The organism is Ensifer sp. 38_S197, from assembly GCF_056924495.1.
Genome location: NZ_JBXOVZ010000002.1, coordinates 3,051,842 through 3,077,226, shown reverse-complemented (window position 1 = coordinate 3,077,226; position 25,385 = coordinate 3,051,842). Strand labels below are relative to the sequence as shown.

Annotated in this window: 21 protein-coding genes and 2 pseudogenes; 14 read left to right on the top strand and 9 right to left on the bottom strand. The window is 63.1% G+C overall.

Annotated elements, in window-relative coordinates; all coding sequences use genetic code 11:
- The first annotated feature begins 258 nt into the window (after positions 1–258).
- The 3 genes from AC1Z3V_RS27910 (at position 259) to AC1Z3V_RS27900 (ending at position 3,307) form a co-directional block, all read left to right on the top strand.
- Positions 259–1,287 carry a zinc-binding dehydrogenase gene (locus AC1Z3V_RS27910; RefSeq protein ID WP_483502935.1) on the top strand — a complete coding sequence of 343 codons (1,029 nt, stop codon included), beginning with the start codon at positions 259–261 and terminating at the stop codon, positions 1,285–1,287.
- 11 nt (positions 1,288–1,298) lie between these two features.
- Positions 1,299–2,228, top strand: a complete 930-nt coding sequence (locus AC1Z3V_RS27905; RefSeq protein ID WP_483504165.1) for a lipid A biosynthesis lauroyl acyltransferase — start codon at positions 1,299–1,301, stop codon at positions 2,226–2,228.
- A 368-nt stretch (positions 2,229–2,596) separates the two neighbouring features.
- Entirely contained in the window at positions 2,597–3,307 is a 711-nt protein-coding gene (locus tag AC1Z3V_RS27900; RefSeq protein WP_429807592.1) for a PAS domain-containing protein, read from the top strand.
- Positions 3,308–3,438: 131 nt separating this feature from the next.
- Here the strand turns inward: AC1Z3V_RS27900 and AC1Z3V_RS27895 are convergent, their stop codons facing one another.
- Positions 3,439–3,939: a hemerythrin domain-containing protein gene (locus AC1Z3V_RS27895; protein ID WP_429807595.1), complete on the bottom strand. Its 501-nt coding sequence runs from the start codon at positions 3,937–3,939 to the stop codon at positions 3,439–3,441.
- Between the two features lie 188 nt (positions 3,940–4,127).
- Between AC1Z3V_RS27895 and ccoN the strand changes: the two genes are divergently transcribed.
- The 4 genes and pseudogenes from ccoN to ccoP all read left to right on the top strand — a co-directional run bounded on the left by ccoN (position 4,128) and on the right by ccoP (position 7,614).
- On the top strand, positions 4,128–5,756 hold the full coding sequence (ccoN, locus tag AC1Z3V_RS27890; RefSeq protein WP_483502932.1) for a cytochrome-c oxidase, cbb3-type subunit I: 1,629 nt from the start codon (positions 4,128–4,130) through the stop codon (positions 5,754–5,756).
- Between the two features lie 13 nt (positions 5,757–5,769).
- On the top strand, positions 5,770–6,501 hold the full coding sequence (gene ccoO / locus AC1Z3V_RS27885; protein ID WP_483502930.1) for a cytochrome-c oxidase, cbb3-type subunit II: 732 nt from the start codon (positions 5,770–5,772) through the stop codon (positions 6,499–6,501).
- Positions 6,502–6,512: 11 nt separating this feature from the next.
- A pseudogene (locus AC1Z3V_RS27880) lies at positions 6,513–6,662 on the top strand (cbb3-type cytochrome c oxidase subunit 3); the annotation flags it as partial.
- Between the two features lie 88 nt (positions 6,663–6,750).
- A complete protein-coding gene (gene ccoP / locus AC1Z3V_RS27875; protein WP_483502928.1) occupies positions 6,751–7,614 on the top strand; it encodes a cytochrome-c oxidase, cbb3-type subunit III in 864 nt (287 codons plus the stop codon).
- A gap of 182 nt (positions 7,615–7,796) precedes the next feature.
- Here ccoP and AC1Z3V_RS27870 read toward each other — a convergent pair whose 3' ends face one another.
- The 4 genes and pseudogenes from AC1Z3V_RS27870 to AC1Z3V_RS27855 all read right to left on the bottom strand — a co-directional run.
- The gene (locus AC1Z3V_RS27870) at positions 7,797–8,150 is read right to left on the bottom strand and encodes a VOC family protein (RefSeq protein WP_429807608.1); all 354 of its coding nucleotides are present in this window, start codon (positions 8,148–8,150) and stop codon (positions 7,797–7,799) included.
- Positions 8,143–8,565, bottom strand: coding sequence for an SRPBCC family protein (locus AC1Z3V_RS27865; protein WP_483502926.1), 423 nt, complete (start codon positions 8,563–8,565; stop codon positions 8,143–8,145). Before AC1Z3V_RS27865 ends, AC1Z3V_RS27870 begins: the two co-directional genes overlap by 8 nt.
- 64 nt (positions 8,566–8,629) lie before the next feature.
- Positions 8,630–9,430, bottom strand: coding sequence for an AraC family transcriptional regulator (locus tag AC1Z3V_RS27860; RefSeq protein WP_483502924.1), 801 nt, complete (start codon positions 9,428–9,430; stop codon positions 8,630–8,632).
- Between the two features lie 38 nt (positions 9,431–9,468).
- A pseudogene (locus AC1Z3V_RS27855) lies at positions 9,469–9,614 on the bottom strand (sodium:alanine symporter family protein); the annotation flags it as partial.
- Between the two features lie 162 nt (positions 9,615–9,776).
- Between AC1Z3V_RS27855 and ccoG the strand changes: the two are divergent.
- From ccoG to gndA, 5 genes are all read left to right on the top strand, one after another.
- Entirely contained in the window at positions 9,777–11,351 is a 1,575-nt protein-coding gene (ccoG, locus tag AC1Z3V_RS27850) for a cytochrome c oxidase accessory protein CcoG (RefSeq protein WP_483502922.1), read from the top strand.
- On the top strand, positions 11,348–11,860 hold the full coding sequence (locus AC1Z3V_RS27845) for a FixH family protein (RefSeq protein WP_483502921.1): 513 nt from the start codon (positions 11,348–11,350) through the stop codon (positions 11,858–11,860). The genes ccoG and AC1Z3V_RS27845 overlap by 4 nt, the downstream gene beginning before the upstream one ends.
- Entirely contained in the window at positions 11,857–14,142 is a 2,286-nt protein-coding gene (locus AC1Z3V_RS27840; protein WP_483502920.1) for a cation-translocating P-type ATPase, read from the top strand. The genes AC1Z3V_RS27845 and AC1Z3V_RS27840 overlap by 4 nt, the downstream gene beginning before the upstream one ends.
- Positions 14,139–14,297, top strand: a complete 159-nt coding sequence (gene ccoS / locus AC1Z3V_RS27835) for a cbb3-type cytochrome oxidase assembly protein CcoS (protein ID WP_034788403.1) — start codon at positions 14,139–14,141, stop codon at positions 14,295–14,297. The genes AC1Z3V_RS27840 and ccoS overlap by 4 nt, the downstream gene beginning before the upstream one ends.
- A 179-nt stretch (positions 14,298–14,476) precedes the next feature.
- Positions 14,477–15,907 (top strand): NADP-dependent phosphogluconate dehydrogenase, encoded by a 1,431-nt coding sequence (gene gndA / locus AC1Z3V_RS27830; RefSeq protein ID WP_483502919.1) that lies wholly within the window; start codon positions 14,477–14,479, stop codon positions 15,905–15,907.
- Positions 15,908–16,649: 742 nt separating this feature from the next.
- Here the strand turns inward: gndA and AC1Z3V_RS27825 are convergent.
- Positions 16,650–17,648 carry a chemotaxis protein CheB gene (locus tag AC1Z3V_RS27825; protein ID WP_483502918.1) on the bottom strand — a complete coding sequence of 333 codons (999 nt, stop codon included), beginning with the start codon at positions 17,646–17,648 and terminating at the stop codon, positions 16,650–16,652.
- A 239-nt stretch (positions 17,649–17,887) separates the two neighbouring features.
- On the opposite strand from AC1Z3V_RS27825, the gene AC1Z3V_RS27820 reads away from it, so the two are divergent.
- Positions 17,888–21,379 carry a chemotaxis protein CheB gene (locus tag AC1Z3V_RS27820; protein WP_483502917.1) on the top strand — a complete coding sequence of 1,164 codons (3,492 nt, stop codon included), beginning with the start codon at positions 17,888–17,890 and terminating at the stop codon, positions 21,377–21,379.
- Complete coding sequence (locus AC1Z3V_RS27815; protein ID WP_483502916.1) at positions 21,354–21,803, top strand: response regulator; 450 nt, start codon at positions 21,354–21,356, stop codon at positions 21,801–21,803. Before AC1Z3V_RS27820 ends, AC1Z3V_RS27815 begins: the two co-directional genes overlap by 26 nt.
- A 45-nt stretch (positions 21,804–21,848) precedes the next feature.
- On the opposite strand, the gene AC1Z3V_RS27810 is transcribed toward AC1Z3V_RS27815, so the two are convergent.
- From AC1Z3V_RS27810 to AC1Z3V_RS27800, 3 genes are all read right to left on the bottom strand, one after another.
- On the bottom strand, positions 21,849–22,037 hold the full coding sequence (locus tag AC1Z3V_RS27810) for a hypothetical protein (RefSeq protein ID WP_483502915.1): 189 nt from the start codon (positions 22,035–22,037) through the stop codon (positions 21,849–21,851).
- A 196-nt stretch (positions 22,038–22,233) separates the two neighbouring features.
- Complete coding sequence (locus tag AC1Z3V_RS27805) at positions 22,234–23,856, bottom strand: ABC-F family ATP-binding cassette domain-containing protein (protein WP_483502914.1); 1,623 nt, start codon at positions 23,854–23,856, stop codon at positions 22,234–22,236.
- Between the two features lie 309 nt (positions 23,857–24,165).
- Positions 24,166–25,224 carry a LacI family transcriptional regulator gene (locus tag AC1Z3V_RS27800; RefSeq protein ID WP_429815922.1) on the bottom strand — a complete coding sequence of 353 codons (1,059 nt, stop codon included), beginning with the start codon at positions 25,222–25,224 and terminating at the stop codon, positions 24,166–24,168.
- Positions 25,225–25,385 lie beyond the last annotated feature (161 nt).

The following is a 25,385-nucleotide window of genomic DNA, read 5'->3' as shown; positions in this document are numbered from 1 at the left end:
CATCAGGCGTTACCCCCCTCTGCCCTGCCGGGCATCTCCCCCACAAGGGGAGATTGGATGTGGCACCGTCTTGCTTATCAAGGGACGCTGAGTGCGGATCCCTCTATTAAACCGATTGGCTTGCCGCGGGTCGATCTCCCCCTTGTGGGGGAGATGGCCGGCAGGCCAGAGGGGGTGCAGCGCCACTCTCCCAATGTGTATATATGCCAGTCAGCACGGCCCAGCCGCTCGACTAGATAGAGATTTAAAGGAAGAACCATGCGCGCCCTGCAACTGCTCGATGACCGCAAACTCGAAATCACCGATATTCCGGAACCGGAAGCGCCCGGCCCGGGTGAGGTGACGCTGCGCGTCAAGGCGGTGGCGCTCAACCATATCGACGTCTGGGGCTGGCGCGGCATGGCCTTTGCCAAGCGCAAGATGCCGCTCGTCATCGGCGCGGAAGCATCCGGTGTCGTCGACGCGATCGGTCCGGGCGTTTCGAGCGTGCTGCCGGGCCAGCTCGTCTCGATCTATGGCGCGCGCACCTGCGGTCTCTGCCGCCCGTGCAAGGAAGGTCGCGACAACCTCTGCGAACATGTCGGTGGTGTGCACGGCTTCCACCTCGACGGCTTCGCGCAGGAAAAGATCAACCTGCCGGCGCGCCTGCTGGTGCCGGCACCTCCGGGCGTCGACGCCGTCGGCGCAGCCCTTGCTCCGGTCACCTTCGGTACCGTCGAGCACATGCTGTTCGACAATGCCAAGCTCGAGCCCGGCGAAACGATCCTCGTTCATGCCGGCGGCTCCGGCATCGGCTCGGCGGCTATCCAGCTCGCCAAGAAGATCGGCTGCACCGTCATCACGACGGTCGGCTCTGACGACAAGATCGAGAAGGCCAAGGCGCTCGGCGCCGATCACGTCATCAACTACCGCACCGACCGCTTCGAAGGTGTCGTGCGCAAGCTCACCAAGAAGAAGGGTGTGGACGTCGTGTTCGAACACGTCGGCAAGGACACCTGGGCGGGCTCGATGCTCTCGATGAAGCGCGGCGGCCGTCTCGTCACCTGCGGTTCCACCTCGGGCGTTTCCACCGACATGAACCTGATGATGCTGTTCCAGCAGCAATTGAAGCTGCTCGGCTCGTTCGGTTGCCGCATGGAAAACATGGCGAACGCCATGCAGAAGATGGCCCGCGGCCTGGTGCATCCGGTCATCGATACCGAGGTCGGCCTCGACGAGATCGACCGGGCACTGGAGCGCATGGAATCGCGCCAGATCTTCGGCAAGATCATCCTGAAGATGGATTGATCGACGTGCGCATGCTGATCACACGGCTGGTGCTGGCGGCGGATCGTGCCCGGCAGTGGCTGATTGCGCAGGTCGTCTTCCTGCTGCTGACGGTTTTGAAGATGTTTCCTGCCGACGGCGCGATCAACTTCATGGATCGCGCGGTGCGCTTCATCGGCCCGAAGACCGGGCGGCACAAGCTGACGCTGACCAATCTGCGCAATGCCTTTCCGGAAAAGAGCGAAGCGGAGATCGAGGAGATCGCGCTCGAAAGCTGGGGCAACATGGGCCGCATGGCGGCCGAATACGTGTTCCTCGACCGTCTCTTCGATTTCGATCCGGAGCGCACGACGCCGGGTCGGGTCGAAGTGTCGGGCATTCCGCTGTTCCTGGAGCTTCGCGACAATCCGCGTCCCTTCATCGTCTTCACCGCGCACAGCGGCAATTTCGAGATGTTGCCGGTTGCCGGCTCTGCCTTTGGTCTCGACGTGACAGTGCTCTTCCGCCCGCCGAACAATCCCTACGTGGCCGAGAAGGTGTTCAAGTTCCGCGAGGAGCGCATGGGCAATCTCGTGCCGTCGCATGCCGGGTCGTCCTTCGCGCTCGCCCGCCAGCTCGAACGGGGCCTGGGTGTCGGCGTTCTCGTCGACCAGAAGTTCCGCAAGGGGCTGAAGACCAAGTTCTTCGGCCAGGACGTGCAGACCAATCCGCTGCTTGCCAAGCTCGTCCGCCAGTTCAACTGCGAAGTCTATCCCGCCCGCTGCATCCGGTTGCCCGGCGGCCGTTTCCGGCTTGAGCTCGAGCCGGCGATCGCGATCCCGCGAAAGGCAGACGGCAATGTCGACGTCACCGCCACGGCACAGGTGCTGAACGACAAGGTGGAAAGCTGGGTGAGGGAATATCCCGGCCAGTGGCTCTGGTATCACGACCGCTGGCACATCAAGCGCTACCTCAAGGACTGATTCCCTTCCGCTCAATCAAGCGCGCTTGAGCCTGCTTCAGGGCGGCTTTGGGGATTTGGCGCGCCCGGACATAAGGCCCGGCGGTCGGCACTTTCGCCGGCCCGCCAGCGGCAGCGCATGCCGATTTTGTTTTGAAAATGCTTCAAAAGGTTAAGTTTTTCTTTCTGCTGTTGAACGCTAACGCAATGAGTGTAAACTCAACGTTGTCTCGCGAGGGGAAGACTGCAAGCGCTTTGGATGACCGGAGCGGTGCGGTTTTACGCGGAAGTAGTGGGGGAAGCATCAAAACTAGATCAGTGTCTGCAGCATCAACGCCTGTCTTGTAAGTGCATCGAAGCGGCTCTGCCGTGGGGAATTGGGGTTTCGAATTGAACGCACTGATTGAGCTGTTCTGGTTCAAGTATTCGCAGCTACAGTATGCCGTACGTACGGCAGACGAGCATTTGATCGGCATTCTGGATCGCGAACTGGATCCGATCCTCAGATCCGTCTACGACGAGAAGGCGGTGAGCGTCGAAGACGCCCGGCTTCAGTTCCAGTTCCTGATCGACATCCTGCGGGTCGAGGCCGACGACATCTCCTGCGTACTCCGGCACTCGCAACTGCTGCAATCGCTGATCAACCGCTATTTCGCGGCGACCGGCGCGGAGAAATTCGCCGACCTCCAGCTCGAGCGGCTGCCGGCCCAGCCGAGCAAGGGCAGGGCCGATGAAGGCCTGCTCAACGAGGCGATCCTCGACAGTTTCCCGGATCGCATCGCGGTGATTACGCCGGATTACCGCTATCTCTACACCAACCCGCGCAATGCCGAGCATCTGGAGAGCCGCCCGATGGACCTCATCGGCCGGCATATCGTCGAGTTCATCGGCATCCAGCGCTTCGAGCAGCGGGTGAAATCCTATCTCGATCGCTGTTTTGCGGGCGAGGTGGTCGACTATACCTTCGCCAAGACGGTCGATGCGCGCACGGTCGTCGTGCGCTGCCGGCTGACGCCGTGCATGTCCAGCACCGGCAAGCTCATCGGCGCGATCCTCGTGATCCAGGAACATGCCGACCGTCGCCGCGCGATCGCGGCCTGACGCGTCTTCATTCCAGAAACCGTCATGCTTGACCTTGCCAAACGGTCGAGCGTGTTCTGGAATGAAGAAGCGCGACCGCAGTACGGTCGCGCCCAAGCCCGCTCTCAAGTACTTGCCTGTCCCTGGCGCCTTCACTCGGCCGGCGAGGTGATGGCGCGCAGACATTCCCGCTCGAAGCCGACATGCCGCCTAAGGCTCGTAAAGAAGCCGCGCAGCATGTAGCCGGCCGTCTCCGCATTGACCGTTTGGTCGGCGGCGCCGAGGCGCTCCAGCATTTCCGTCAGCTCTTCCGCGAAGCACTCGTCTTCGCAGTGCTCGTATTTCAGCCGCTCCAGCGTCGCGCCGAGCGTCGGGTCGCCGCGGAAGGTGCGCTCGATCCACGGGAAGACCAGGCTTTCCTCGCCGGAATGCAGCTCGCGGATCAGCGGCTGCAGCACCTTAGCGGCATAGACGCATTTCTGCCGGTCGATTTCCGTGGGCAGGCTGTCGGCGATTTCCTCGAGGCTGTTGCAGAGCGCCAGTTGTTCTTCATGCGCCCGGGCGAGCCAAGCGAAGGGCTCGGCCACCGGAACGGGGTGGGAAGGCGGCTCGGGCCGGCTCCGGATTCGTCCATCCTCAAACGTCTTTTTCATCGGCATCAAACGCCAGCTCCCAGGGCGCTCCCTATTGTTTGCCGAGGATGATGCATACGAGGCGCTCCAGCCTTGATCTGAATCAAGGCCGGGCTGCCCCGATTCTGACACTTTCCGGCAAGCTGCAGTGACGTGCCTCGTTCAGGGCGTGTCTCCGCGTGCGATTGGACCAAGTTGGGGACCCAACCATGAAATACACATTCGAGATGATCCTGCTCGGGGTCGGTGCATTCCTGGCGCTTGTCGGCGCCGGCTTTGCGCAGGACCGGCACTTTGAAGCCCATATGTGGGTGCTGTTCGTCGTGCTCCTCGCCGGCACCATCATGCTGATGCGACGCATCGAGTTCAGCCCGGTTTCCGCGGGCAGGGCGCCGCCACCGCCACCGCAGTCGGAATATTTCGACGAGGTGGTCAAGTATGGCGTGATCGCCACCGTCTTCTGGGGCGTCGTCGGCTTTCTCGTGGGCGTCGTGGTTGCGCTCCAGCTCGCCTTTCCGGACCTCAACATCGAACCCTGGTTCAATTTCGGCCGCATGCGGCCACTGCACACCTCGGCGGTGATCTTCGCCTTCGGCGGCAACGCGCTGATCGCGACGTCCTTCTACATCGTCCAGCGCACCAGCCGCGCGCGCCTCTTCGGCGGCAATCTCGGCTGGTTCGTGTTCTGGGGCTACCAGCTCTTCATCGTCATGGCCGCCACCGGCTACCTGCTCGGCATCACCCAGTCGAAGGAATATGCCGAGCCGGAATGGTACGTCGACCTCTGGCTGACGATCGTCTGGGTCGCCTATCTCATCGCCTTCCTCGGCACGCTTCTGACGCGCAAGGAGCCGCATATCTATGTGGCCAACTGGTTCTACCTCGCCTTCATCGTCACGATCGCGATGCTGCACATCGTCAACAACCTGGCGGTACCGGTCTCCTTCGTCGGCTCGAAGAGCTACTCGGCCTTCGCCGGCGTGCAGGATGCGCTGACGCAATGGTGGTACGGGCATAACGCCGTCGGCTTCTTCCTGACGGCCGGCTTCCTCGGCATGATGTATTACTTCATCCCCAAGCAGGCCAACCGCCCGGTCTACTCCTACCGCCTGTCGATCATCCACTTCTGGTCGCTGATCTTCATGTACATCTGGGCGGGTCCGCACCACCTGCACTATACGGCGCTGCCCGACTGGGCGCAGACGCTCGGCATGGTCTTCTCGGTCATGCTGTGGATGCCCTCCTGGGGCGGCATGATCAACGGCCTGATGACGCTGTCCGGCGCCTGGGACAAGATCCGTACCGATCCGATCATCCGCATGATGGTGATGGCCGTCGCCTTCTACGGCATGGCGACCTTCGAAGGTCCGATGATGTCGATCAAGACGGTCAACTCGCTCAGCCACTATACCGACTGGACCATCGGCCACGTGCATTCCGGCGCGCTCGGCTGGAACGGCCTCATCACCTTCGGCGCGATCTATTACCTCGTTCCGAAGCTGTGGAACCGCGAACGCCTCTACAGCGTGCGCATGGTCAACTGGCACTTCTGGCTCGCGACCCTCGGCATCGTCGTCTATGCGGCAGTCATGTGGGTCGCCGGCATCCAGCAGGGGCTAATGTGGCGCGAGTACGACGACCAGGGCTTCCTCGTCTATTCCTTCGCGGAATCGGTCGCGGCCATGGTTCCCTACTACGTGCTGCGTGCCCTTGGCGGCGCACTGTTCCTCTCCGGGGCTCTGCTCATGGCCTTCAACGTAACAATGACCATCCTCGGCCGCCAGCGCGACGAAGCTCCGATCTTCGGTGCGACGCCCGCGCTGAAAGCTGCGGAATAGGAGGGCATAGACCATGTCCATTCTCGACAAACACGCTTCGCTGGAGCGTAACGCCACCCTGCTGCTCGTCGGCTCGCTGCTCGTCGTCTCCATCGGCGGCATCGTGGAAATCGCGCCGCTCTTCTATCTCGAAAACACCATCGAGAAGGTGGAAGGCATGCGGCCCTATTCGCCGCTGGAGCTTGCCGGCCGCGACATCTATGTGCGTGAAGGCTGCTATGTCTGTCACAGCCAGATGATCCGCCCGTTCCGCGACGAAGTGGAGCGCTACGGCCATTACTCGCTGGCAGCGGAATCCATGTACGACCATCCGTTCCAGTGGGGCTCCAAGCGCACCGGGCCGGATCTTGCCCGCGTCGGCGACCGCTATTCCAACGAGTGGCACGTGCAGCACATGACCGAGCCGCGCTCGGTGGTGCCGGAATCGGTTATGCCGAGCTACGCCTTCCTCAAGGAGACGCCGCTCGACGTAAACAACATCGCCATGAACCTGAAAGCCAACAAGGCGGTCGGCGTTCCCTATACGGACGAGATGATCGACAACGCGCTGGCCGACATCAAGGCGCAAGCCGATCCGAACGCCGACACCTCGGGCGTCGAGGCGCGCTATCCGAAGGCCAAGCTCGGCGACTTCGACGGCAACCCGCAGAAGCTGACGGAGATGGATGCGCTCATCGCCTATCTGCAGATGCTCGGCACGCTGGTCGACTTCTCCACCTACGACGACACCACCGGCTACCGCTAAGGAGAACGCAGATGGAAACCTATACGGCCATGCGCCAGTTCGCCGATAGCTGGGCGCTGCTTGCCATGACGCTCTTCTTCCTCGGCGTCGTTGCCTTCATCTTCCGGCCCGGCGCCAAGAAAGCCGCCGACCAGGCCGCAGCCATCCCCTTCGATCACGATGTGATCGAGACTCAAAAATCAGAGCGGCATGCGGGCGGAAAACCGCAGCACACTTTTCCTCATGCCGCTCGTAAGGAGGATTAATAGAATGGCGGACAAACACGTCGACGAAATCAGCGGCGTCGAGACCACCGGCCACGAATGGGACGGTATCCGCGAGCTCAACAACCCGATGCCGCGCTGGTGGGTCTATACCTTCTACGCGACCATCGTCTGGGCTGTCGGCTACATGATCGTCTATCCGGCGGTACCGCTCCTGACCGACGCCACCAAGGGCGTGCTCGGCTATTCGAGCCGCGCCGAAGTCAGCGCGGAACTCGCCAGCGCCAAGGCGGCGCAGGCCGGCAACCTCGAGAAGATCGCCTCGAGCTCGCTCGCCGAGATCATGGCCGATCCGCAACTCCAGCAGTTCGCCATCTCCGGCGGTGCCTCGGCCTTCAAGGTCAACTGCGCCCAATGCCATGGCTCGGGTGCGGCCGGTTCCGCCGGCTTCCCGAACCTGAACGACGACGACTGGCTCTGGGGCGGCAAGCCTGAGGAGATCTACCAGACGATCGCCCACGGCATCCGCTACGATGGCGACGGCGAGACCCGCGTTTCGGAAATGCCGTCGTTTACCGAAATCCTGCAGCCGGAAGAGATCAAGCAGACGGCGGCCTACGTCGTCAGCCTCACCGGCACGCCGTCGGACGTCTCGATGGTCGAGCCGGGCAAGGCATTGTTCGAAGCCAACTGTGCGTCGTGCCATGGCGCCGACGCCAAGGGCAACCGCGAGTTCGGCGCCCCGAACCTGGCTGACGCCTTGTGGCTGAAGGGCGAGGGCGAGCAGGCGATCATCGCGCAGATGAAGGCGCCGAAGCACGGCGTCATGCCCGCCTGGCTGCCGCGCCTCGGCGACACCACGGTCAAGCAGCTTGCCGTCTTCGTGCATTCGCTGGGTGGCGGCGAGTAAAGCTCGTCGGCACTGAGGAAGGGGCTTCCCCTTACTGTCCCGCGGACATCTCTCCCCGCTTGCGGGGCGAAGATGCCGGCAGGCGGATGAGGGGTAGCCCTGATCGTCAACCAAGAAATGGCCGCGTCGAAAGACGCGGCCATTCTCATTCCAGCGCAGCGGGGCGTGGACGGGCCTACTTGTTATCGTGCCGACCAGACCGCCAGCTCGTAACCATCCGGGTCGGCGAAGTGGAAGCGGCGGCCGCCGGGGAAGGAAAAGATCGGCTTGACGATCTTGCCGCCCGCCTTGTCGACACGGGCCTGTGCTTGCTCGAGGTCGTCGGCATAAATGATGACCAGCGGTCCGCCGCTGCCGACAGGGCCGGTGGTCGTGAAGCCGCCGGTCAGCCGGCCGTCCTGGAACTCGCAATATTCCGGGCCATAGTCGGTGAAGGTCCAGCCGAAGGCGCCGCCATAGAAGGCCTTGCTCGCAGCGATGTCGGCGACGTTGAATTCGACATAGTCGATGCGGCTGTCGTTGCCCTTGTTACCCATTTTTCACCCTGTCTTTTTCGGATTCCATGAGAGATTTCAAAGTGGCGAGATCCTTCGCCACCCAACCGGCGTCGCCGGCAAATTGTTCCGCGCTCATGCCCGGCTGGCGCAGAAGCGTGAACATCACCTCCGCTCCGTCGCCGTTCGGCACGACGCGCAACGCGTTGTTGACCTCGGTGCCATCTGCAAGCGTGACGAGATGATCGACGACGCCGAAGTCGTTGTCGGGGGCAAAGCGCACGCGCGCATCGCCAAGCGGTCCCGGCGCCAGCCAGTCCTCGCCGTCACGCGTCAGGCCCGACGAGAGGCCGGAGGCCCAGCGGTGCATGTTCTCGTGCTTGGCCATGAAGGCATAGACCTCGCGCCAGTCGCGGTCGATGGTGGTGTGAACGATCTTCGCTTCCAGTGTTGCCATGCTTGGTTCTCCTGAAGGCGGAATTAGCACGGGCGAGCGCGCCGGTCTTGAACGAAACGGCCAGTCAGGCGGCCTGCCGCTGGCCGCCAAGCTGGCGGCGGATTTCCGCAGGCGAAAGCGACGCCAGCTCCCTTGTCTCGCGCGAAAGATGCACCTGGTCGGCGTAACCGGCATCGAGGGCGAGGATGCCGAGGCTCACGGACGGTTCGCGGCGGCAGGCTGCAAGGAAGCGTTGCAGGCGGAGAATGCGGTCGAGCGTCTTGGCGCCATAGCCGAAATGCTCGTGGCAGCGACGGCGCAGCGTCCGTTCGCTGGTGCCGGTGGCTGCGGCCAGCGACCGGATTGGGTTATCGGAGGAATCATGATTCTGCTGGAGGTAGGCGAGGCAGGCGGCAACATCGCTCGATGGCGGCGCAACCGCTGGCAGACGCTGCAGCACGGCCTCCGCCAGGATGTCGGCGTGGCGTGTCGAATCCGGCGCGTCCTGAAGCCTTGCGTCGAGTTCGCGCCCGGCCTTGCCCCAGAAGGCGTCGAGCGGGATGATTTCACCGGTGATCTCGGAGAGCGATGTGCGCAGGAAGGACGCGGCGACGCCCGGCCGGAAGCGCAGACCGACGACCTTGGCGCCGGCGGCGATCACCGGAAGGGCGGCAACCCGGTCGGGGCCGGCGACCACGAGGCCGCGATCCGACCAGAGGATATCGACGCAGCCGTCGGGCACGACCGCGATCGGCGCGGGCGCTCCCGACGGCATCTGGTGGCTCCAGAGGCATTCGACATGGCGGCCAAGCGCTGGGGGCGCGGCACGCTCGCGATAGATGCCGTGCTGCTTTGCAAGCGTCAGCGGCTCGTGGGAGCCGTCCATGCGATATCCTCCGCGCTTCGGCTCGTGCCGATTCCCTCTTCGCGCGATCTGGTCTCGCCGTCGATCCGGCCCCGCAGCTCAGGCAAGCCGGCGGCGTGGAACACCGGATCGAGACCCTGCCGCCGCTCGGCGAAATAGTCCTTCGTCAGTTCGGCATGGTACCGGAGAGGAGCAGGATGGCAATCCGCCGCGTCGAACATGGTGGGGATGCGCTCCGACGCCCACCCTGGACCTTTCGCCGCATGCTGGCGCTTTGGCCCGCAAACTTGACACAGATCAACGTTTTCGGCGGCCAAATCGGGCAAAACGTGATGCAATACATGACATATCCGGGGATTTCCCACAAATGAGCCCTCATCCAGCCGCAAATCCTGCCTCTGTCGAACGACATGAGGCCGAACCGGTCAATGCGGCGCATGTGCGCAAGCCGCTTTACGAAAAACGCAAGAAGATCTTCCCGAAGCGCGCCGAGGGCAGTTTCCGCCGCTTCAAGTGGCTGGTGATGCTGGTGACGCTCGGCATCTACTATCTGACGCCGTGGATCCGCTGGGATCGCGGCGCACATGCGCCCGACCAGGCGGTGCTCGTCGATCTCGCGGCCCGGCGCTTCTATTTCTTCTTCATCGAGATCTGGCCGCAGGAATTCTTCTTCGTTGCCGGTCTGCTCGTCATGGCCGGCTTCGGCCTGTTTTTGGTGACGTCGGCCGTCGGGCGCGCCTGGTGCGGCTATACCTGTCCGCAGACCGTCTGGGTCGATCTGTTCCTGGTGGTCGAGCGCTTCATCGAGGGCGACCGCAATGCCCGCATGAAGCTCGATGCCGGACCCTGGACGCTCGACAAGATCGGCAAGCGCGTCGCCAAGCATTCGATCTGGATCCTGATCGGCATAGCTACCGGCGGCGCCTGGATCTTCTATTTCGCCGATGCGCCGACGCTGCTCAAAAGCTTCGTTTCGCTCGAAGCGCCTGCTGTCGCCTACATGACTGTCGGCATCCTGACGGCCACCACCTATGTCTTCGGTGGCCTGATGCGCGAGCAGGTCTGCACCTATATGTGCCCGTGGCCGCGCATCCAGGCGGCGATGCTGGATGAAAACTCGCTGGTCGTCACCTATAATGATTGGCGCGGCGAGCCGCGCTCGCGCCACCAGAAGAAGGCGGTGGCCGCCGGGGAGGCCGTCGGCGACTGCGTCGACTGCAACGCCTGCGTCGTCGTCTGTCCGATGGGCATCGACATCCGCGACGGCCAGCAGCTCGAATGCATCACCTGCGCGCTCTGCATCGACGCCTGCAACGGCGTCATGGACAAGCTCGGCCGCGAGCGCGGGCTGATCTCCTACGCGACGCTGAACGATTATGCCTCCAACATGGCGCTCGCCACCAATGGCGGCACGACGGCCATCGACCCGAGCCGCGTTCGCAACGCCGACGGCGGCTTCTCCGACAAGGTTCGCCATTTCAACTGGAAGATCGTCTTCCGCCCGCGCGTGCTGCTCTATCTCGGCGTCTGGACGCTGGTCGGCATCGGTCTGCTCTATGCGCTCTTGTCGCGCGACCGGCTGGAACTCAACGTGCTGCATGACCGCAACCCGCAATTCGTCGTCGAATCCGATGGCTCGGTGCGCAACGGCTACATGGTCAAGCTCTTGAACATGATCCCCGAACAACGCACCATCACCCTCGCGATCGAGGGCATGCCTTCGGCGACGATGCGCCTTGCCGGCCATGCCCCGGGCGACGGCCGCACCTTCGCTGTGGGGGTCGATCCGGACAAGGTAACAGCGGTCAAGGTCTTCGTGACCCTGCCGAAGGACAAGCTTGGCGAAGCGGCCGATGGTTTCAGCCTGATCGTCGAGGATCCGTCGAGCCACGAGCGCGACGTCTACAAGGCCAACTTCAACAGCCCGGGAGCCGCGAAATGACAATGAATCAGGCAGGGGCGAAACAGGCAAAGGCGCCGCGCCCCTTCACCGGCTGGCACATGCTGGGCGTCATGGTGCTGTTCTTCGGCACGATCATCACTGTCAACGTGATCATGGCCTGGAACGCCAGCCATAGCTGGAGCGGGCTCGTGGTGCAGAACACCTATGTCGCGAGCCAGCAGTTCAACGGCAAGGTGAAGGAGGCGAAGGCCTTTGCGGCGAGCGGACTCGACGGCAAGCTCGCGATCGAGCCGGGCGCGCTGCGCTATACGCTGACGCGCCAGGGCAAGCCGGAACTGACCGCCGACAAGGTGGTCGCCATGCTGAAGCGCCCGGTCGAGGAGCATGAGGATGTGACCGTCGAGATGGCGCATCAGGGCGAGGGCGTCTTTGTCGCCGCCGCGGCTCTCAAGCGCGGCCAGTGGATCGCCGACATTACGGCGACCAAGGGCGATACTGTCGTCTATCGCCAGGCGATCCGCTTCATGGTGCCGGGAGAGACCCCATGAGCTGCTGCGCTCCCGGGACCGAAATGGCTCTGGAGATCGACAGGGCCGGACAGGGGCTGCCAAGCTCGGAAGAGCTGTGGCTGACGAGCCGGTCGCTCGGCGGTGGGCTGCGCCAGACGGATCTGAGCGTGCCCGGCGTGCATTGCGGCGCCTGCATCACGACACTCGAGGGCGCCTTGAAAACGCGGCCGGAGGTCGAGCGGGCGCGTGTGAACCTTTCGTCGCGGCGCGTGTCGATCGTCTGGAAGGAAGAGGTCGACGGCGCCCGCACCGAGCCGCGGGAACTGGCGCGCACCATTCGCGCCCGCGGCTATGAGACCCACCTCTTCGCGCCCGGCGAGGAGGACGGCGACCAGACGCTGAAGAAGCTGGTGCGCGCCGTCGCGGTCTCGGGCTTCGCCTCGGCCAATATCATGCTGCTTTCCGTCTCCGTCTGGTCGGGGGCGGAGGCTGCCACGCGCGATCTCTTCCACTGGATCTCGGCGCTGATTGCCGCCCCGACGCTGATCTATGCTGGGCGCTTCTTCTATGCGTCCGCCTGGAACGCGCTGAGACACGGCCGCACCAACATGGACGTGCCGATCGCGCTGGCGATCACGCTCTCCTTCTCGATCTCGCTTTACGAGACGATCACCCACGGCACCCATGCCTGGTTCGACGGCACGGTGATGCTGCTCTTTTTCCTGCTTATCGGCCGCACGCTCGACCATATGATGCGCGGACGCGCCCGCTCGGCGATCAGCAGCCTCGCACGGCTTTCGCCGCGTGGCGCTATGGTGCTCGATGCGCAGGGCGGGCGCGAATATCGCCCCGTCGACGAAATCAAGCCGGGCGAAAAGCTGGCGATATCAGCCGGCGAGCGCATCCCGGTCGATGGCCGCATTCTCACGGGCGCCAGCGATCTCGATCGCTCGATCGTCAATGGCGAGAGCGCACCGGCACCGGTCAAGACCGGCGACACCGTCGAGGCCGGCACGCTGAACCTCACCGGACCGCTGACCATCGAGGCGACGGCTGCGGCGCGCGACTCGCTGCTCGCCGAAATCATGGGGCTGATGGAGGCCGCCGAAGGGGGCAGGGCGCGCTATCGCCGCATCGCCGACCGCGCGGCGCAATATTATTCGCCGGCGGTGCATCTGCTCGCGCTTTTGAGCTTCATCGGCTGGATGTTCGTGAACGGCGACTTTCACCACGCGATGCTGGTCGCGGTCGCGGTGCTGATCATCACCTGCCCCTGCGCGCTCGGCCTTGCCGTGCCGGTCGTACAGGTCATTGCCGCCGGACGGCTGTTCCAGAACGGCATCATGGTCAAGGACGGCTCGGCCATGGAGCGGCTCGCCGAGATCGATACCGTGCTGCTCGACAAGACCGGCACGCTGACGGTGGGCGAGCCGCGCCTCATCAACGGCCAGGAGATTCAGCCTTCCAAGCTGATGATAGCAGCGGGCCTCGCGGTCCATTCGCGCCACCCGCTGGCGATGGCCATTCATGACGCCGCGAAGCTTGCACCTGTCATTGCCGGCGAGATCAGGGAAATTCCCGGTGCCGGCATCGAGGCGCACACGGAGGCGGGCGTCTACCGGCTCGGCAGCCGCGCCTTTGCCTGCGGCGATGCCGGCGAGGCGAGCGGCCAGTCGGAAGCGATCCTGTCGCTTGATGGCCGCGAACTCGCCTGCTTCCGCTTCGAGGACCGGCTGCGGCCCTTCGCCCACGAAAGCATCGAGGAGCTCGGCCGGCTGGGTCTGGCGACAGGCATCCTCTCCGGCGACCGCGCGCCTGTTGTCGCAGCCCTTGCCCGGCGGGTCGGCATCGAACGCTTCCAGGCGGAGCTGACGCCGCGCGGCAAGGTCGATGAGTGCGCGGCTGCCGCCGAGGGCGGTCACCGCGTGCTGATGGTCGGCGACGGCATCAACGATGCCCCGGCGCTGCGGGCTGCGCATGTGTCGATGGCGCCGGCAACGGCGGCGGACGTCGGCCGCCAGGCGGCGGATTTCGTCTTCCTGCATCAGGGGCTCAATGCTGTGCCAATGGCGATCGACACGTCGCGCCGGGCCGGGCGGCTCATTCGCCAGAATTTCGCGCTGGCGATCGGCTACAACGTGATCGCGGTTCCGATCGCGATCCTTGGCTATGCGACACCGCTGATTGCGGCCGTTGCCATGTCGACCTCGTCGGTGATCGTCGTTGCCAACGCCTTGCGTCTGCGCGCGGCGACCGGCAATGTCGCCGAGGCAGCCGGTGAGACGGCAGCCGTCACGCTGCGGCTCGAGAGTGCCTCATGAATACGCTCATCTATCTCATTCCCATCGCGCTGTTTCTGGGCGGCATCGGCCTTGCCGCCTTCCTCTGGGCGCTGAAGAGCGGCCAATATGAAGACCTCGAAGGCGCGTCCTGGCGGGTGCTCGACGATGGCGACGGCAAGCCCGAAAAGAAGTGATTTTGTCAGTAATCGCTTGTCCTTAATCGATTTGAATGCCAAAACAACCTCCGCCGTCGCTTCTCGCGCCAGGGCCTTCGACAGAGCCCGCCACGAGAGGGCGAAGTTCAATTCGAAGGGCCGGCTCTGACGCGCTTATCCCGATCGCGCCCGGCACTTCTGTCCAAGGAGGCAATCACGTGTCACAGGCGGAAATCGGCCTAATCGGTCTCGGCGTCATGGGCTCGAACCTGGCGCTCAACATCGCTGAAAAGGGCAACAAGATCGCGGTGTTCAACCGCACCGTCGAGGCGACGCACAAATTCTACGCGGAGGCCGGCGAACTCCAGGGCCAGATCGTGCCCTGCGACACCATTGAAGCGTTTGTCGCCGCCATCCGTCCGCCGCGCCCGATCATCATCATGATCAAGGCCGGAGAGCCGGTCGACCAGCAGATGGAAATCCTCAAGCCCTATCTCGCCAAGGGCGACATCATGATCGATGCCGGCAACGCCAACTTCCGCGACACGATGCGCCGCTTCGAGGCGCTGAAGGATTCCGGTCTTACCTTCATCGGCATGGGCGTTTCCGGCGGTGAGGAAGGCGCGCGTCACGGTCCGTCGATCATGGTCGGCGGCACGGAAGAGTCCTGGAAGCGGGTCGAAAGCGTGCTGACCTCGATCGCGGCGAAATACGACAACGACCCCTGCGTTGCCTGGCTCGGCGAAAACGGCGCCGGCCACTTCGTCAAGACGATCCACAACGGCATCGAATATGCCGACATGCAGATGATCGCCGAAATCTACGGCATCCTGCGCGACGGCCTGAAGATGTCGGCAACCGAAATCGGCGAGGTCTTCGGCGCCTGGAACAAGGGCCGCCTCAACTCCTACCTGATCGAGATCACCGAGAAGGTGCTGAAGGCGGCCGACCCGCTGACCGGCAAGCCGATCGTCGACATGATCCTCGACAAGGCCGGCCAGAAGGGCACCGGCAAGTGGTCGGTGATCGAGGCGCAGAACATGGGCGTGCCGGCGACCGGCATCGAGGCCGCGGTTGCCGCGCGCAGCATCTCCTCGATGAAGGACGAGCGCGAGGCGGCCGAGAAGATCCTCGGCCTGCCTCAGGTCGGTGACTTCCAGGTCACCGACAGGGGCGCCTTCATCAAGGATCTCGAAAGCGCGCTGCTCGCCGCCAAGATCGGCGCCTATGCGCAAGGCTTTGCGGTGATGTCGGCGGCGTCGAAGGAGTTCGGCTGGAACCTGCCGATGCCGACGATCGCCAAGACCTGGCGCGCCGGCTGCATCATCCGTTCGCAATTCCTCGACGAGATCACCACCGCCTTCACCAAGGCGCCGGATGCCGCCAACCTGATCGTCACCCCGGCCTTTGCCGCCATGGTCAAGGAGACCGACGGGGCACTGCGGCGCGTCGTCTCGGCGGCCGTTCTCGGCGGCCTGCCGGTGCCGGCGCTCGCCTCGGCGCTCGGCTATTTCGACAGCTACCGCCGCGGCCGCGGCACGGCCAACGTCATCCAGGCGCAACGCGACTTCTTCGGCGCCCACGGCTTCGACCGCGTTGACGGCGCCGACAGCCACCACGGCCCGTGGGGCAGTGGCCTCAACGGCTAAGTCTGACGAGCCGTTTTAAACGGGGTGGTCTTGGCTGCCCCCGGACTGCCGACAAACCCGTCGATTTTTCGGCGGGTTTTGTTTTTGTTTGTGGGGCGCGACGAGCGAAGATGGCCGGTCGGGCATGAAGGCACAAGCGCGGTGGCTTGGCTCATGCCAGCCCCGCCCGGCCGCACGCATGTGCTCGCTTTGTTGCGCCGGTCCCCAGGGGAAAGAACGGCGGCGCTTCGATGTGCAAAGCGTCGAGGGTTGCGGCACGAGCTTCGTCCGATCGGAACCTTGTACCCCTCCGAACGGTTCTTCCATTGAAAGCGCGAGGACGAACCTGTGACCGAGAACCCTACCGCTCCACCGAAGCCAGGCAGCCCCAAAACCGGACCCTCCCGACGGCGCGCTCACCAGGAAGGGGCGCCGAAACCCAACGACGACAAACATCCGCCTCGCGACACAAGGGAGGCTCCAGCGGCCAACCCGAACGGGCAGCCGCCCGATGATCCTCGCCGCGCGCCGAAGGATGACTGAGCAGTTGCGAGCTTTGGTCGATGCGCCCGAGGCGGCACGACAGCTTTTGCGGAGGCCCGCCAAGGAGACTGGATTGGGAGGAGAGTCCTGGGCCGGCGAACAATCGTCCTGGATGGCAAATTCGCCAATAGGTCGTCTGCAAGGACCCACGGCCTTGCCGGACGAGATTGAAAGAAAATTCAAGGCACCCGCAGTTCTGCTTTCTCGACCGGGAAAAATCTCAGCGCGAGACGGGAGCGGAAAATCCTTCGGCTAACCCCCGTCGCAGGATCTCGGCATAGCCCCGGCTTTCTTCTGCCCGCCGCTCATTGGCGGTCGCAGCAGCCGTTCGCCCGCTCTGGCGGGCATCCTCAGCCATTTTCTCGCTAAGTGTGATGCGTTCCTCAATGACGCGGAGCGCCATCCGTATTGCCCCTGTTACCGATTCATCCTCCCTCGAAGCAAGCACGTCTGACGTGAAGGCATGACCGACCTGACAGCGAAACCTCAGGGGAGGCGAGGATTTGATTTGCGAAAGAACGCCCCCGCACGAGGGACAGGACAAAGGCACAGCTTCCGCGATCTCGGCGATGGCATTCGTCCCTGATTGGCGACCGAGTGCAATGTCGATTTCCAGCTTGATGTCGTCTGCAACCGGCGGTGAGGGGCCCGCGGGTTCGCCGGCGAGCTTGACCAGGAGGGCAGGGAGATCGGCAAGGGGCGCGCGATAGTCGACGTCCGTTGCCGCCAATGCCCCGAACGGCATGTCGGGGGCCTCCGCATCCGCGGGATTCTGGATGATGGCGACCCCGCCGCAACGCTTCAGATCGGCCAGACCCGCAGCGCCGTCGTTTAACATCCCCGAAAGAATGAGGCCGATTGACTTGGCTCCATATGTAGCCCCGACGGATCGAAACAGAGGGTCGATGGCCGGCCGTGCGAGGTTCTCCCGCGGACCGTTGCCAAGACGGATCAAGCCCCGACATATGATCAAGTGATGGTCGGCCGGCGCGACATAGGCATGCCCGCGTTCGATCGGCTCACCATCGACCGCTGTCGTCACGGGAATTCGTGCGCGCTCCGCGAAGATGCCGGCAAGCAGATTGTTTCCCCGGGCGCCGACGTGAACGGCGATGAAAACCGTAGGAGCGAAGCCGGGTGGCAACTCCGCAAGCAATTGCCTTATGCACGCAACCGAGCCCGCCGACCCGCCTATCGCTATGAAACTGCGGGTGCCCATCGCGGCTTCTCCTTCATGGTCCAAACTCGTGACGTGAGAATTTGTTCTCAAAAATCTGCGAATAGGGAAACTTTCCCAAATCCGCGTGGCGTCGGCTTGGTCGCTGCTATAAGGATTGCGCCGGTCGAGCGTACTTAGGTGTAGAATGCTCGACCGTTGGGGTAGTGAAAATCGCACTCTATGTCATAGATAGGGCGTGAGCCGCACGCGGCGCTGGGGCGAGCGTCAGGAGGTGAAGCATGGACAAGGAACTAGACCTTCCGATCGTCGCCATTGGGGCTTCGGCAGGCGGCGTCCAGGCGCTTCAGGCACTCTTCGATCAGATGGCCGACGATACCGACGCGGCATTCGTGATTATCGTTCACCTCGATCCTGAGCACAGGAGCGAGCTCGCCAGCATACTGTCTGCGCATACGGCAATGCCGGTCATGCAGGTTGACACCCAGGCGCCGCTCAGGGCCAACCACGTCTACGTCATTTCGCCAAACAGGCGCCTCAAAATCGAAGACGGTACGATTGCCGCGCTGCCCTATGAGGAAAATTACACGCGGCGCGCCCCAATCGATCTCTTCTTGAGGTCGCTTGCCGAAGACCACGGGCCAGCCTTTGCGGTGATCCTCACCGGTGCGGGTGCTGACGGTGCCCTAGGCGTGACCGCCATCAAGGAAGCCGGCGGGATCGTGCTGGTACAAGATCCGAACGATGCCGAATACGCGTCTATGCCGCGCAGCGCTATCGACACCGAGGCCGCTGATTTCGTGCTGCCGCTTCCACAGATCGCCGACCGACTTGTAGAGTTGCTCGCGCTGCGGGATCAGCTTCCGTCACGCTACGTCCGTTCGGGCGACGAGGATTGGCTTGGAAGAATCCTGGCACATGTGCGGGTGCGCACGGGCCACGACTTCTCGCAGTACAAGCGGGCGACGATTCTGCGTCGCATTGCGCGGCGCGCGCAGGTCACCCGCAAGGAGACTCTTGCCGAATATTACGCGCATCTGCGCGATACGCCCGAGGAGTCCCAGGCGCTCTTTACCGACTTTCTGATCTCGGTCACCATGTTCTTCCGTGATCAGGCCGCATTCCAGTCACTGGCACAGAATGCAGTTCCGCAGATTTTCGATGCCAAGGAAATGGGCGAACGAATTCGGGTCTGGGTGCCGGGCTGCGCGACGGGAGAAGAGACATACACGATCGCCATCCTCTTGCTAGAGGAAGCCGCCCGGAGAGACCTTTCACCGGAGATTCAGGTGTTCGGCTCCGATCTGGACGACCGAGCATTGGCAATCGCCAGGGAAGGCCGATACCCCGTGACGATCGAGAGCGACCTTTCAGAAGAGAGATTGCGCCGGTTCTTTCAGCGCGAAGGCGAGCACTACCGGGTGCGTCGCGAGCTGCGTGACACTGTCATGTTTGCCAGTCACAGCCTTCTTCGAGATCCGCCCTTTTCGCATCTGGATATGATTTCCTGCCGTAACCTGTTGATCTACCTCGACCGGCAGCTGCAACAGCAGGTTTGCAACACCTTCCACTACGCGCTCAATGCCGGCGGCTTCCTCTTTCTCGGGTCGTCTGAAAACGCCGACCACCCGGCAGGTCTCTTCCGCACCGTCGACCGAGAAGCCCGGATCTACCGCTCGCTTGCAAGCAGCAACGACCGCAGACCGGCATTGCCGGTCTTGCTTGGCCCACACCACACTGCCGAGCGTGCGCCGATCTACACGCGTACTCCGTCAGCGGGCGGCAGCATCAGCGATGTCGCGCTCCACCGACAGATGCTTGAGAAGATCGCCCCACCGAGCATGCTGGTCGATGAAGGTCATCGCGCCATCCACCTATCTGAAAATGCCGGCCGGTTTCTTCGTCCGTCCGGTGGGCCAGTCAGCACCGACGCGACCGATCTCGTGCGCGAAGAGTTCCGCTTCGACCTGCGGGCCGCTTTGCATAGGGCGTTCGAGCGCAACGAAGCAACCTTGAGCATGCCAATCCTCGCGCAATTGGAGGGACATCAGCACCGCGTCTACATCCAGGTCAAGCCGGTCATTCAGGGCAGCGATCCAACGCGCCACGTTCTGGTTCTGTTTATAGAAGGCGAGCCTGTCGAAAAGACGGACGAGATTTTCTCCGAAAACGTCGATGACAGACCGGCGACGAACCAGACGATCCGCCAATTGCAGGAGGAACTGCAACTCGCCCAGAACCGTCTACGGGTGACGCGGGAGGAGTCCGAGGCTGCAAACGAGGAATTGCGCGCTGCAAACGAGGAGCTCCAGTCGATGAACGAGGAATATCGTTCAACCGCTGAAGAGCTCGAAACGAGCAAGGAGGAATTGCAGTCGATCAACGAGGAGCTTCAGACCGTCAACAACGAGCTGAAACTCAAGCTCGAAAGCGTTTCGCGCGCCCACAGCGATCTGCAAAACCTCATGGCCGCGACTGATGTCGCGACGCTCTTTCTCAATCCCTCATTGCGCATCAAGCGCTTCACGCCGCGGCTTACCGAAATCTTCAACGTCACACAGAACGATGAAGGACGGCCGATCACCGACTTCACACATCAGCTTGACTATGAGGGCCTGGCGGACGATGCGCGTTCCGTCCTCGAGAACCTCGCGCCAGTGGAGCACGAGGTCAAAAGCCGGAACGGCAGATGGTATCTCGTGCGGATACGCCCTTACCGGACGATCGACGACAAGATCGACGGCGTCGTTGCCACCTTCGTCGATGTCACAGAACGGCGCCGCGCCGAAGAGAGCGCAAGGGAAAGCAAACAGCGGCTTGAGCAAGCCTCGCGACTTCTCGAGCTTTCGCGCTCGCCGATCTTTGTCTGGGACTTCGACAACGGCATAATGCAGTGGAATCGCGGCAGCGAGGAACTCTACGGCTACTCGCGCGACGAAGCTCTCGGTCGCAGAAAGGACGAGTTGCTGAAAACCGAAGTTCCTGACTCGTCGTTCGAGCAACTGCGCCAATCGCTGCTTGCGACCGGCCACTGGAGTGGCGAATTGCGCCACACGACGAAATCGGGCCAGGTCCTGACGATCGAGAGCCAGATCGAGTTGCTTCCGCTCGGCGATCGGCGGCTCGTACTCGAAAGCACTCGCGATGTCACGGATCGAAAGCGGTGGGAAAAGCGCCGGCAGCTGCTCGTCAACGAGCTTAGCCATCGTGTCAAGAACACGCTTGCGGTGGTCCAGTCGCTTGCCCGTCAATCCCTGCGCGCGGCAAGCTCCAGCGACGAGTTCGTCGAGCGTTTTGAGGGGAGGCTCTCAGCCTTGGCCAACGCCCACCAGTTGCTGTTCCAATCGGAATGGAGCGGGGCGGAGCTTGGTGCACTGGCCATGAGCCAGCTCAATGCCTACGGCGCCGACAAGAAGAAGCTGCAGATCAAAGGCGCACCATTTGAGTTGCCACCCTCGCTTGCTACGCCTTTTGGCCTGGTCCTGCACGAGCTTGCCACGAATGCTCTGAAGTATGGAGCGCTCAGCACCGAAAATGGGCGTGTCAAGCTGAGCTGGAAAAACGGGAACAACGACCGGGAGTTGATTGTTGTTTGGGAAGAGAGCGGCGGACCGCCGGTCAAGGCGCCGGGCAAGCAAGGATTTGGCGGCGTGGTGATCGAGAAAAGCCTTCCGGGCGCCACGGTAAACCGAGAGTTTCGTCCTTCCGGCTTGATCTGCACGCTCGAAATCGAGCTTCCGGAGACCCATGATGACGACGGCGGGGACAGATAATGAAGGGGTGCTTCGAGGTACGAGGGGTCTTGTTGTCGAAGATGAGCTGTTCATCGCTCTCGACATCGAAGCGGCGCTGCAAGAGGCTGGCGCCGACGTTGTCGGGCCATTTTCCGAGTTATCAGATGCTGTAGCCGCAGCCGGAAATGAGACGCTGTCCTTCGCGATCTTGGACATTCGGCTCGCGCGCGTAACCACGCAGCCCGTTTGCGATTTGCTCACAGAACGTGGGATTCCGTTTCTTTTCTACAGCGGGCAACCATTGCCTGAAGCAATGGCGGCACATTACGGGCAAGTTTCCTTCATCGACAAACCTGCGAGGATGGCCGACCTCGTGCACGCGGCGAAGCTGCTTTTGCCTGTCTCCGGAGAAAGAAGTGACAAAGCGGAAAAAAGTGACAAAGCGCCCAAGGCGACTAGCTGAAGCTCCAGAAGCCTTGAAACGGTTTTCCGCCGCAATATTCGGTCATTAACCGATCGTCGAAACGGGCGTCGATATCCCCGCCGAACCGGGACCGCTCGAGGGGCCCGGATTGGAGCATGACTTGATCGGCAACACGGCGAAGAGCGAGGCGATCATCAATGAAATGATGATCAGCAGCAGCCTGTCGGTGAAGGCGGCCCGAAAAATTTGCAGCACATAGTGCTTGGTCTTCATGATGCCCACAGGCTTTCATCGTCACCAGCAAACGATGGCGGCAACGCACCGTCGGCACCTCAGCATCACGGTCCATGAGACGCGCGAAGCCCCCTGACGATGCGTTGCCTGCGTCAATAGGATAAACCGCTGGCAGCCGAGATGGTTCCGGAAAAGCGCCGGGCTTGGCGAAAGCGGCGCGCGGGCAGGCTGAGGCTTAGCTCCTGAGCCCCGGGGCCTCCTGGCCGGTGCGGGCGACATATTCGGTATAGCCGCCGCCATATTGGTGGATGCCTTCGGGCGTCAGTTCCAGCACGCGGTTGGAGAGTGCGGCGAGGAAGTGCCGGTCGTGCGAGACGAAGAGCATGGTGCCTTCGTATTCCGCCAGCGCCCTGATCAGCATTTCCTTGGTGTCGAGGTCCAGGTGGTTGGTCGGCTCGTCGAGCACCAGCAGGTTCGGCGGATCGAAGAGCATGATCGCCATCACCAGGCGCGCCTTCTCGCCGCCGGAAAGCACGCGGCACTTCTTCTCGACATCATCGCCGGAAAAGCCGAAGCAGCCGGCAAGCGCGCGAAGCGGCGCCTGGCCGGCCTGCGGGAAGGTATCTTCGAGTTGCTGCAGTACCGTGCGGTCGCCATCGAGCAGGTCCATGGCGTGCTGGGCGAAGTAACCCATCTTGACGCTGGCGCCGAGGGTGACATTGCCTTCGTCCGGCTCAGTGGAGCCGGCAACGAGCTTCAGCAGAGTGGACTTGCCGGCGCCGTTGACGCCCATGATGCACCAGCGCTCGCGGCGGCGCACCATGAAGTCCAGCCCCTCATAGATGCTGCGGCTGCCGTATTTCTTGTGCACGCCCTTGATGTTGATGACATCTTCCCCGGAGCGCGGCGCCGGGCGAAATTCGAAGGCGACCGACTGGCGGCGCTTCGGCGGCTCCACCCGGTCGATCTTGTCGAGCTTCTTCACGCGGCTCTGCACCTGGGCTGCGTGCGAGGCGCGCGCCTTGAAGCGCTCGATGAACTTGATCTCCTTGGCAAGCATCGCCTGCTGGCGCTCGAACTGCGCCTGCTGCTGCTTTTCGTTCTGGGCGCGCTGCTGCTCGTAAAAACCGTAGTCGCCGGAATAGGCGTTGAGCGAGCCGCCGTCGATCTCGATAACTTTAGTAATGATGCGGTTCATGAACTCGCGGTCGTGCGAGGTCATCATCAGCGCGCCGTCGTAGTTCTTGAGGAAGTCTTCGAGCCAGATCAGGCTTTCGAGATCCAGGTGGTTGCTCGGCTCGTCGAGCAGCATCACGTCGGGCCGCATCAGCAGGATACGCGCGAGCGCCACGCGCATCTTCCAGCCGCCCGAAAGCGCCGACACGTCGCCGTCCATCATATCCTGGCTGAAGCTCAGGCCCGCCAGCACTTCGCGGGCGCGACCCTCGAGCGCGTAGCCGCCGAGCTCTTCGTAGCGCGCCTGCACCTCGCCGTAGCGCTCGATGATCGCGTCCATCTCGTCGAGACGATCCGGATCGACCATGGCAGCCTCGAGCTCGTGCAGCTCGGCGGCGACTTCGCTCACCGGACCGGCACCGTTCATCACCTCGGCAACGGCGCTGCCGCCGGCCATTTCGCCGACGTCCTGGTTGAAGTAGCCGATGGTCACGCCCTTATCGACGGCGACCTGGCCTTCATCCGGCACTTCCTCGCCGGTGATCATGCGGAAGAGCGAGGTCTTGCCGGCGCCGTTCGGGCCGACGAGGCCGACCTTTTCGCCGCGATTGAGCGCGGCGGAAGCTTCGATGAACAGGATGCGGTGGCTGAGCTGCTTGCTGATGTTTTCGATACGGATCATGTCTGCGGTAGCCTGAAGGGAGGAGAGGGGCGCATTTGCGCCGAAAATGTTGCCCCGGCCTGTCGCAGGTTTCTGCGTCACAAGCAAGACAGCAAGGGTGTTTCCGCGTCGTTTGACGACGCCCATGACAAACTGTCGCTGGTCGACGACAGAGGGGCAAGCCGTCTCCCAGATCCTCATTCCTGTGCCTGTCACAGGAATCCAGTCAGGCCCAAGTCCTTGGGCCTAGGACACTCTTCCGCGCCGCGGACGCGGCGCTGCTGGATCCCTGTGACGGGGCACAGGGATGAGGGTGGAGATGTATTCGGCTCAAGCTCGCAAACCGCGGATGATCGGCGGCTGGAACTCCGGCTGGCTGAGGCTCTGCAGCGTCTCCGGCGGCGCGCCGTCGATATGGCCGATCACGGCCTTGGCGAGCTCCCGGCCGGCGACGCGGATGTCCTCGTACATGGTCATGACCTCCGGCCGCAGCCAGCGCAGGAAGTCGCTCGGGACCTTCGAGACCATGTCGCAGTCCTCCGTCAGCTTCTTCTTGGCCATCTCCAGGCCGGCGATCAGCGCGATCGCGCCGGAGCCGCTGCCCGAGACGATGCCGTCGGGCGCATCCTCGGAGCGCATCAGCACTTCGAAGGCGTCACGGATCTCGACGAGCGAATGGTCGATGTTGGTCTGGTGAAAGCCGACCGCGTCCGCCTGAAAATCGCGCAGGCCCCGCTCGAAGCCGGCGCGCATGTGCGAATAGAAGGTGAGGTGGGGAGGCGGTTCCAGAAGCACGAGCCGCCGACGGCCGCGTGCCACAAGCTTGCGCACCGCCTCATAGGCGAAGCGCTCGTTGTCGAAGTCGTGATAGGGGTGGACGATCCCCATCTCGGTGCGGCCGTGGGTGACGAAGGGCAGGCCGCGCTCGGTCAGAAGCGCCACGCGCGGGTCGTGCGGCTCGGTGCGCGAGATGATCACGCCGTCGGCGGCGCCCGTGTCGAGAATGTAGCGGATCGGAGCCAGCGCGTCCTTGACGGCGCTATAGGGCGTGACCACCAGATGATAGGGCGTGCCGGCGAGGATCTCGGTGATGCCGACGACCATCGGGCTGGTGATGCCCATGATCTCTTCCTCCAAGGTCAGCACCAGGCTGATGACATTGGTCTTGCCGGTCCGAAGGCGCACGCCGGCGCGGTTCGGCTGATAGCCGATCTGCTTGGCGACGAGGCGCACGCGCTCCTTGGTTTCCGCGCCGATGTCGGGCGCATCCTTCAGCGCCCGCGACACCGTGGTGATGCCAAGTCCGGTCATGAAGGCGATCGTCTTCAGGGTCGGCCGGCCACCGTCCGGCGGCGGCGTCTGCGGCCTGTTTTTCGTCTTGCTGTCCATTGCCGTCACCCGCCCATTCTCTGCCCGCCCGCTGCCGGCGTTGTCCGTCCGGCAGCGAACCGCGTCGGTTCAGCCCTGTCCACTGCTGCCCGCCGCGTCACTTCATCGCCTTATATACGAAAAGCAGCGAGCGGCTATCCTGCTTCGGATGGAGCGAATTG

Bases quoted from the DNA above. Each gene is read 5' to 3' on its own strand.
- ccoS (WP_034788403.1), top strand. From the start codon at position 14,139: ATGAATACGCTCATCTATCTCATTCCCATCGCGCTGTTTCTGGGCGGC.
- AC1Z3V_RS27840 (WP_483502920.1), top strand. From the start codon at position 11,857: ATGAGCTGCTGCGCTCCCGGGACCGAAATGGCTCTGGAGATCGACAGG.
- AC1Z3V_RS27820 (WP_483502917.1), top strand. From the start codon at position 17,888: ATGGACAAGGAACTAGACCTTCCGATCGTCGCCATTGGGGCTTCGGCA.
- ccoO (WP_483502930.1), top strand. From the start codon at position 5,770: ATGTCCATTCTCGACAAACACGCTTCGCTGGAGCGTAACGCCACCCTG.
- AC1Z3V_RS27895 (WP_429807595.1), bottom strand. From the start codon at position 3,939: ATGAAAAAGACGTTTGAGGATGGACGAATCCGGAGCCGGCCCGAGCCG.
- ccoP (WP_483502928.1), top strand. From the start codon at position 6,751: ATGGCGGACAAACACGTCGACGAAATCAGCGGCGTCGAGACCACCGGC.
- AC1Z3V_RS27805 (WP_483502914.1), bottom strand. From the start codon at position 23,856: ATGATCCGTATCGAAAACATCAGCAAGCAGCTCAGCCACCGCATCCTG.
- AC1Z3V_RS27905 (WP_483504165.1), top strand. From the start codon at position 1,299: ATGCTGATCACACGGCTGGTGCTGGCGGCGGATCGTGCCCGGCAGTGG.
- ccoN (WP_483502932.1), top strand. From the start codon at position 4,128: ATGAAATACACATTCGAGATGATCCTGCTCGGGGTCGGTGCATTCCTG.
- AC1Z3V_RS27800 (WP_429815922.1), bottom strand. From the start codon at position 25,224: ATGGACAGCAAGACGAAAAACAGGCCGCAGACGCCGCCGCCGGACGGT.
- AC1Z3V_RS27810 (WP_483502915.1), bottom strand. From the start codon at position 22,037: ATGAAGACCAAGCACTATGTGCTGCAAATTTTTCGGGCCGCCTTCACC.
- AC1Z3V_RS27845 (WP_483502921.1), top strand. From the start codon at position 11,348: ATGACAATGAATCAGGCAGGGGCGAAACAGGCAAAGGCGCCGCGCCCC.
- AC1Z3V_RS27870 (WP_429807608.1), bottom strand. From the start codon at position 8,150: ATGGGTAACAAGGGCAACGACAGCCGCATCGACTATGTCGAATTCAAC.
- AC1Z3V_RS27815 (WP_483502916.1), top strand. From the start codon at position 21,354: ATGATGACGACGGCGGGGACAGATAATGAAGGGGTGCTTCGAGGTACG.
- ccoG (WP_483502922.1), top strand. From the start codon at position 9,777: ATGAGCCCTCATCCAGCCGCAAATCCTGCCTCTGTCGAACGACATGAG.
- AC1Z3V_RS27825 (WP_483502918.1), bottom strand. From the start codon at position 17,648: ATGGGCACCCGCAGTTTCATAGCGATAGGCGGGTCGGCGGGCTCGGTT.
- AC1Z3V_RS27865 (WP_483502926.1), bottom strand. From the start codon at position 8,565: ATGGCAACACTGGAAGCGAAGATCGTTCACACCACCATCGACCGCGAC.
- AC1Z3V_RS27910 (WP_483502935.1), top strand. From the start codon at position 259: ATGCGCGCCCTGCAACTGCTCGATGACCGCAAACTCGAAATCACCGAT.
- AC1Z3V_RS27860 (WP_483502924.1), bottom strand. From the start codon at position 9,430: ATGGACGGCTCCCACGAGCCGCTGACGCTTGCAAAGCAGCACGGCATC.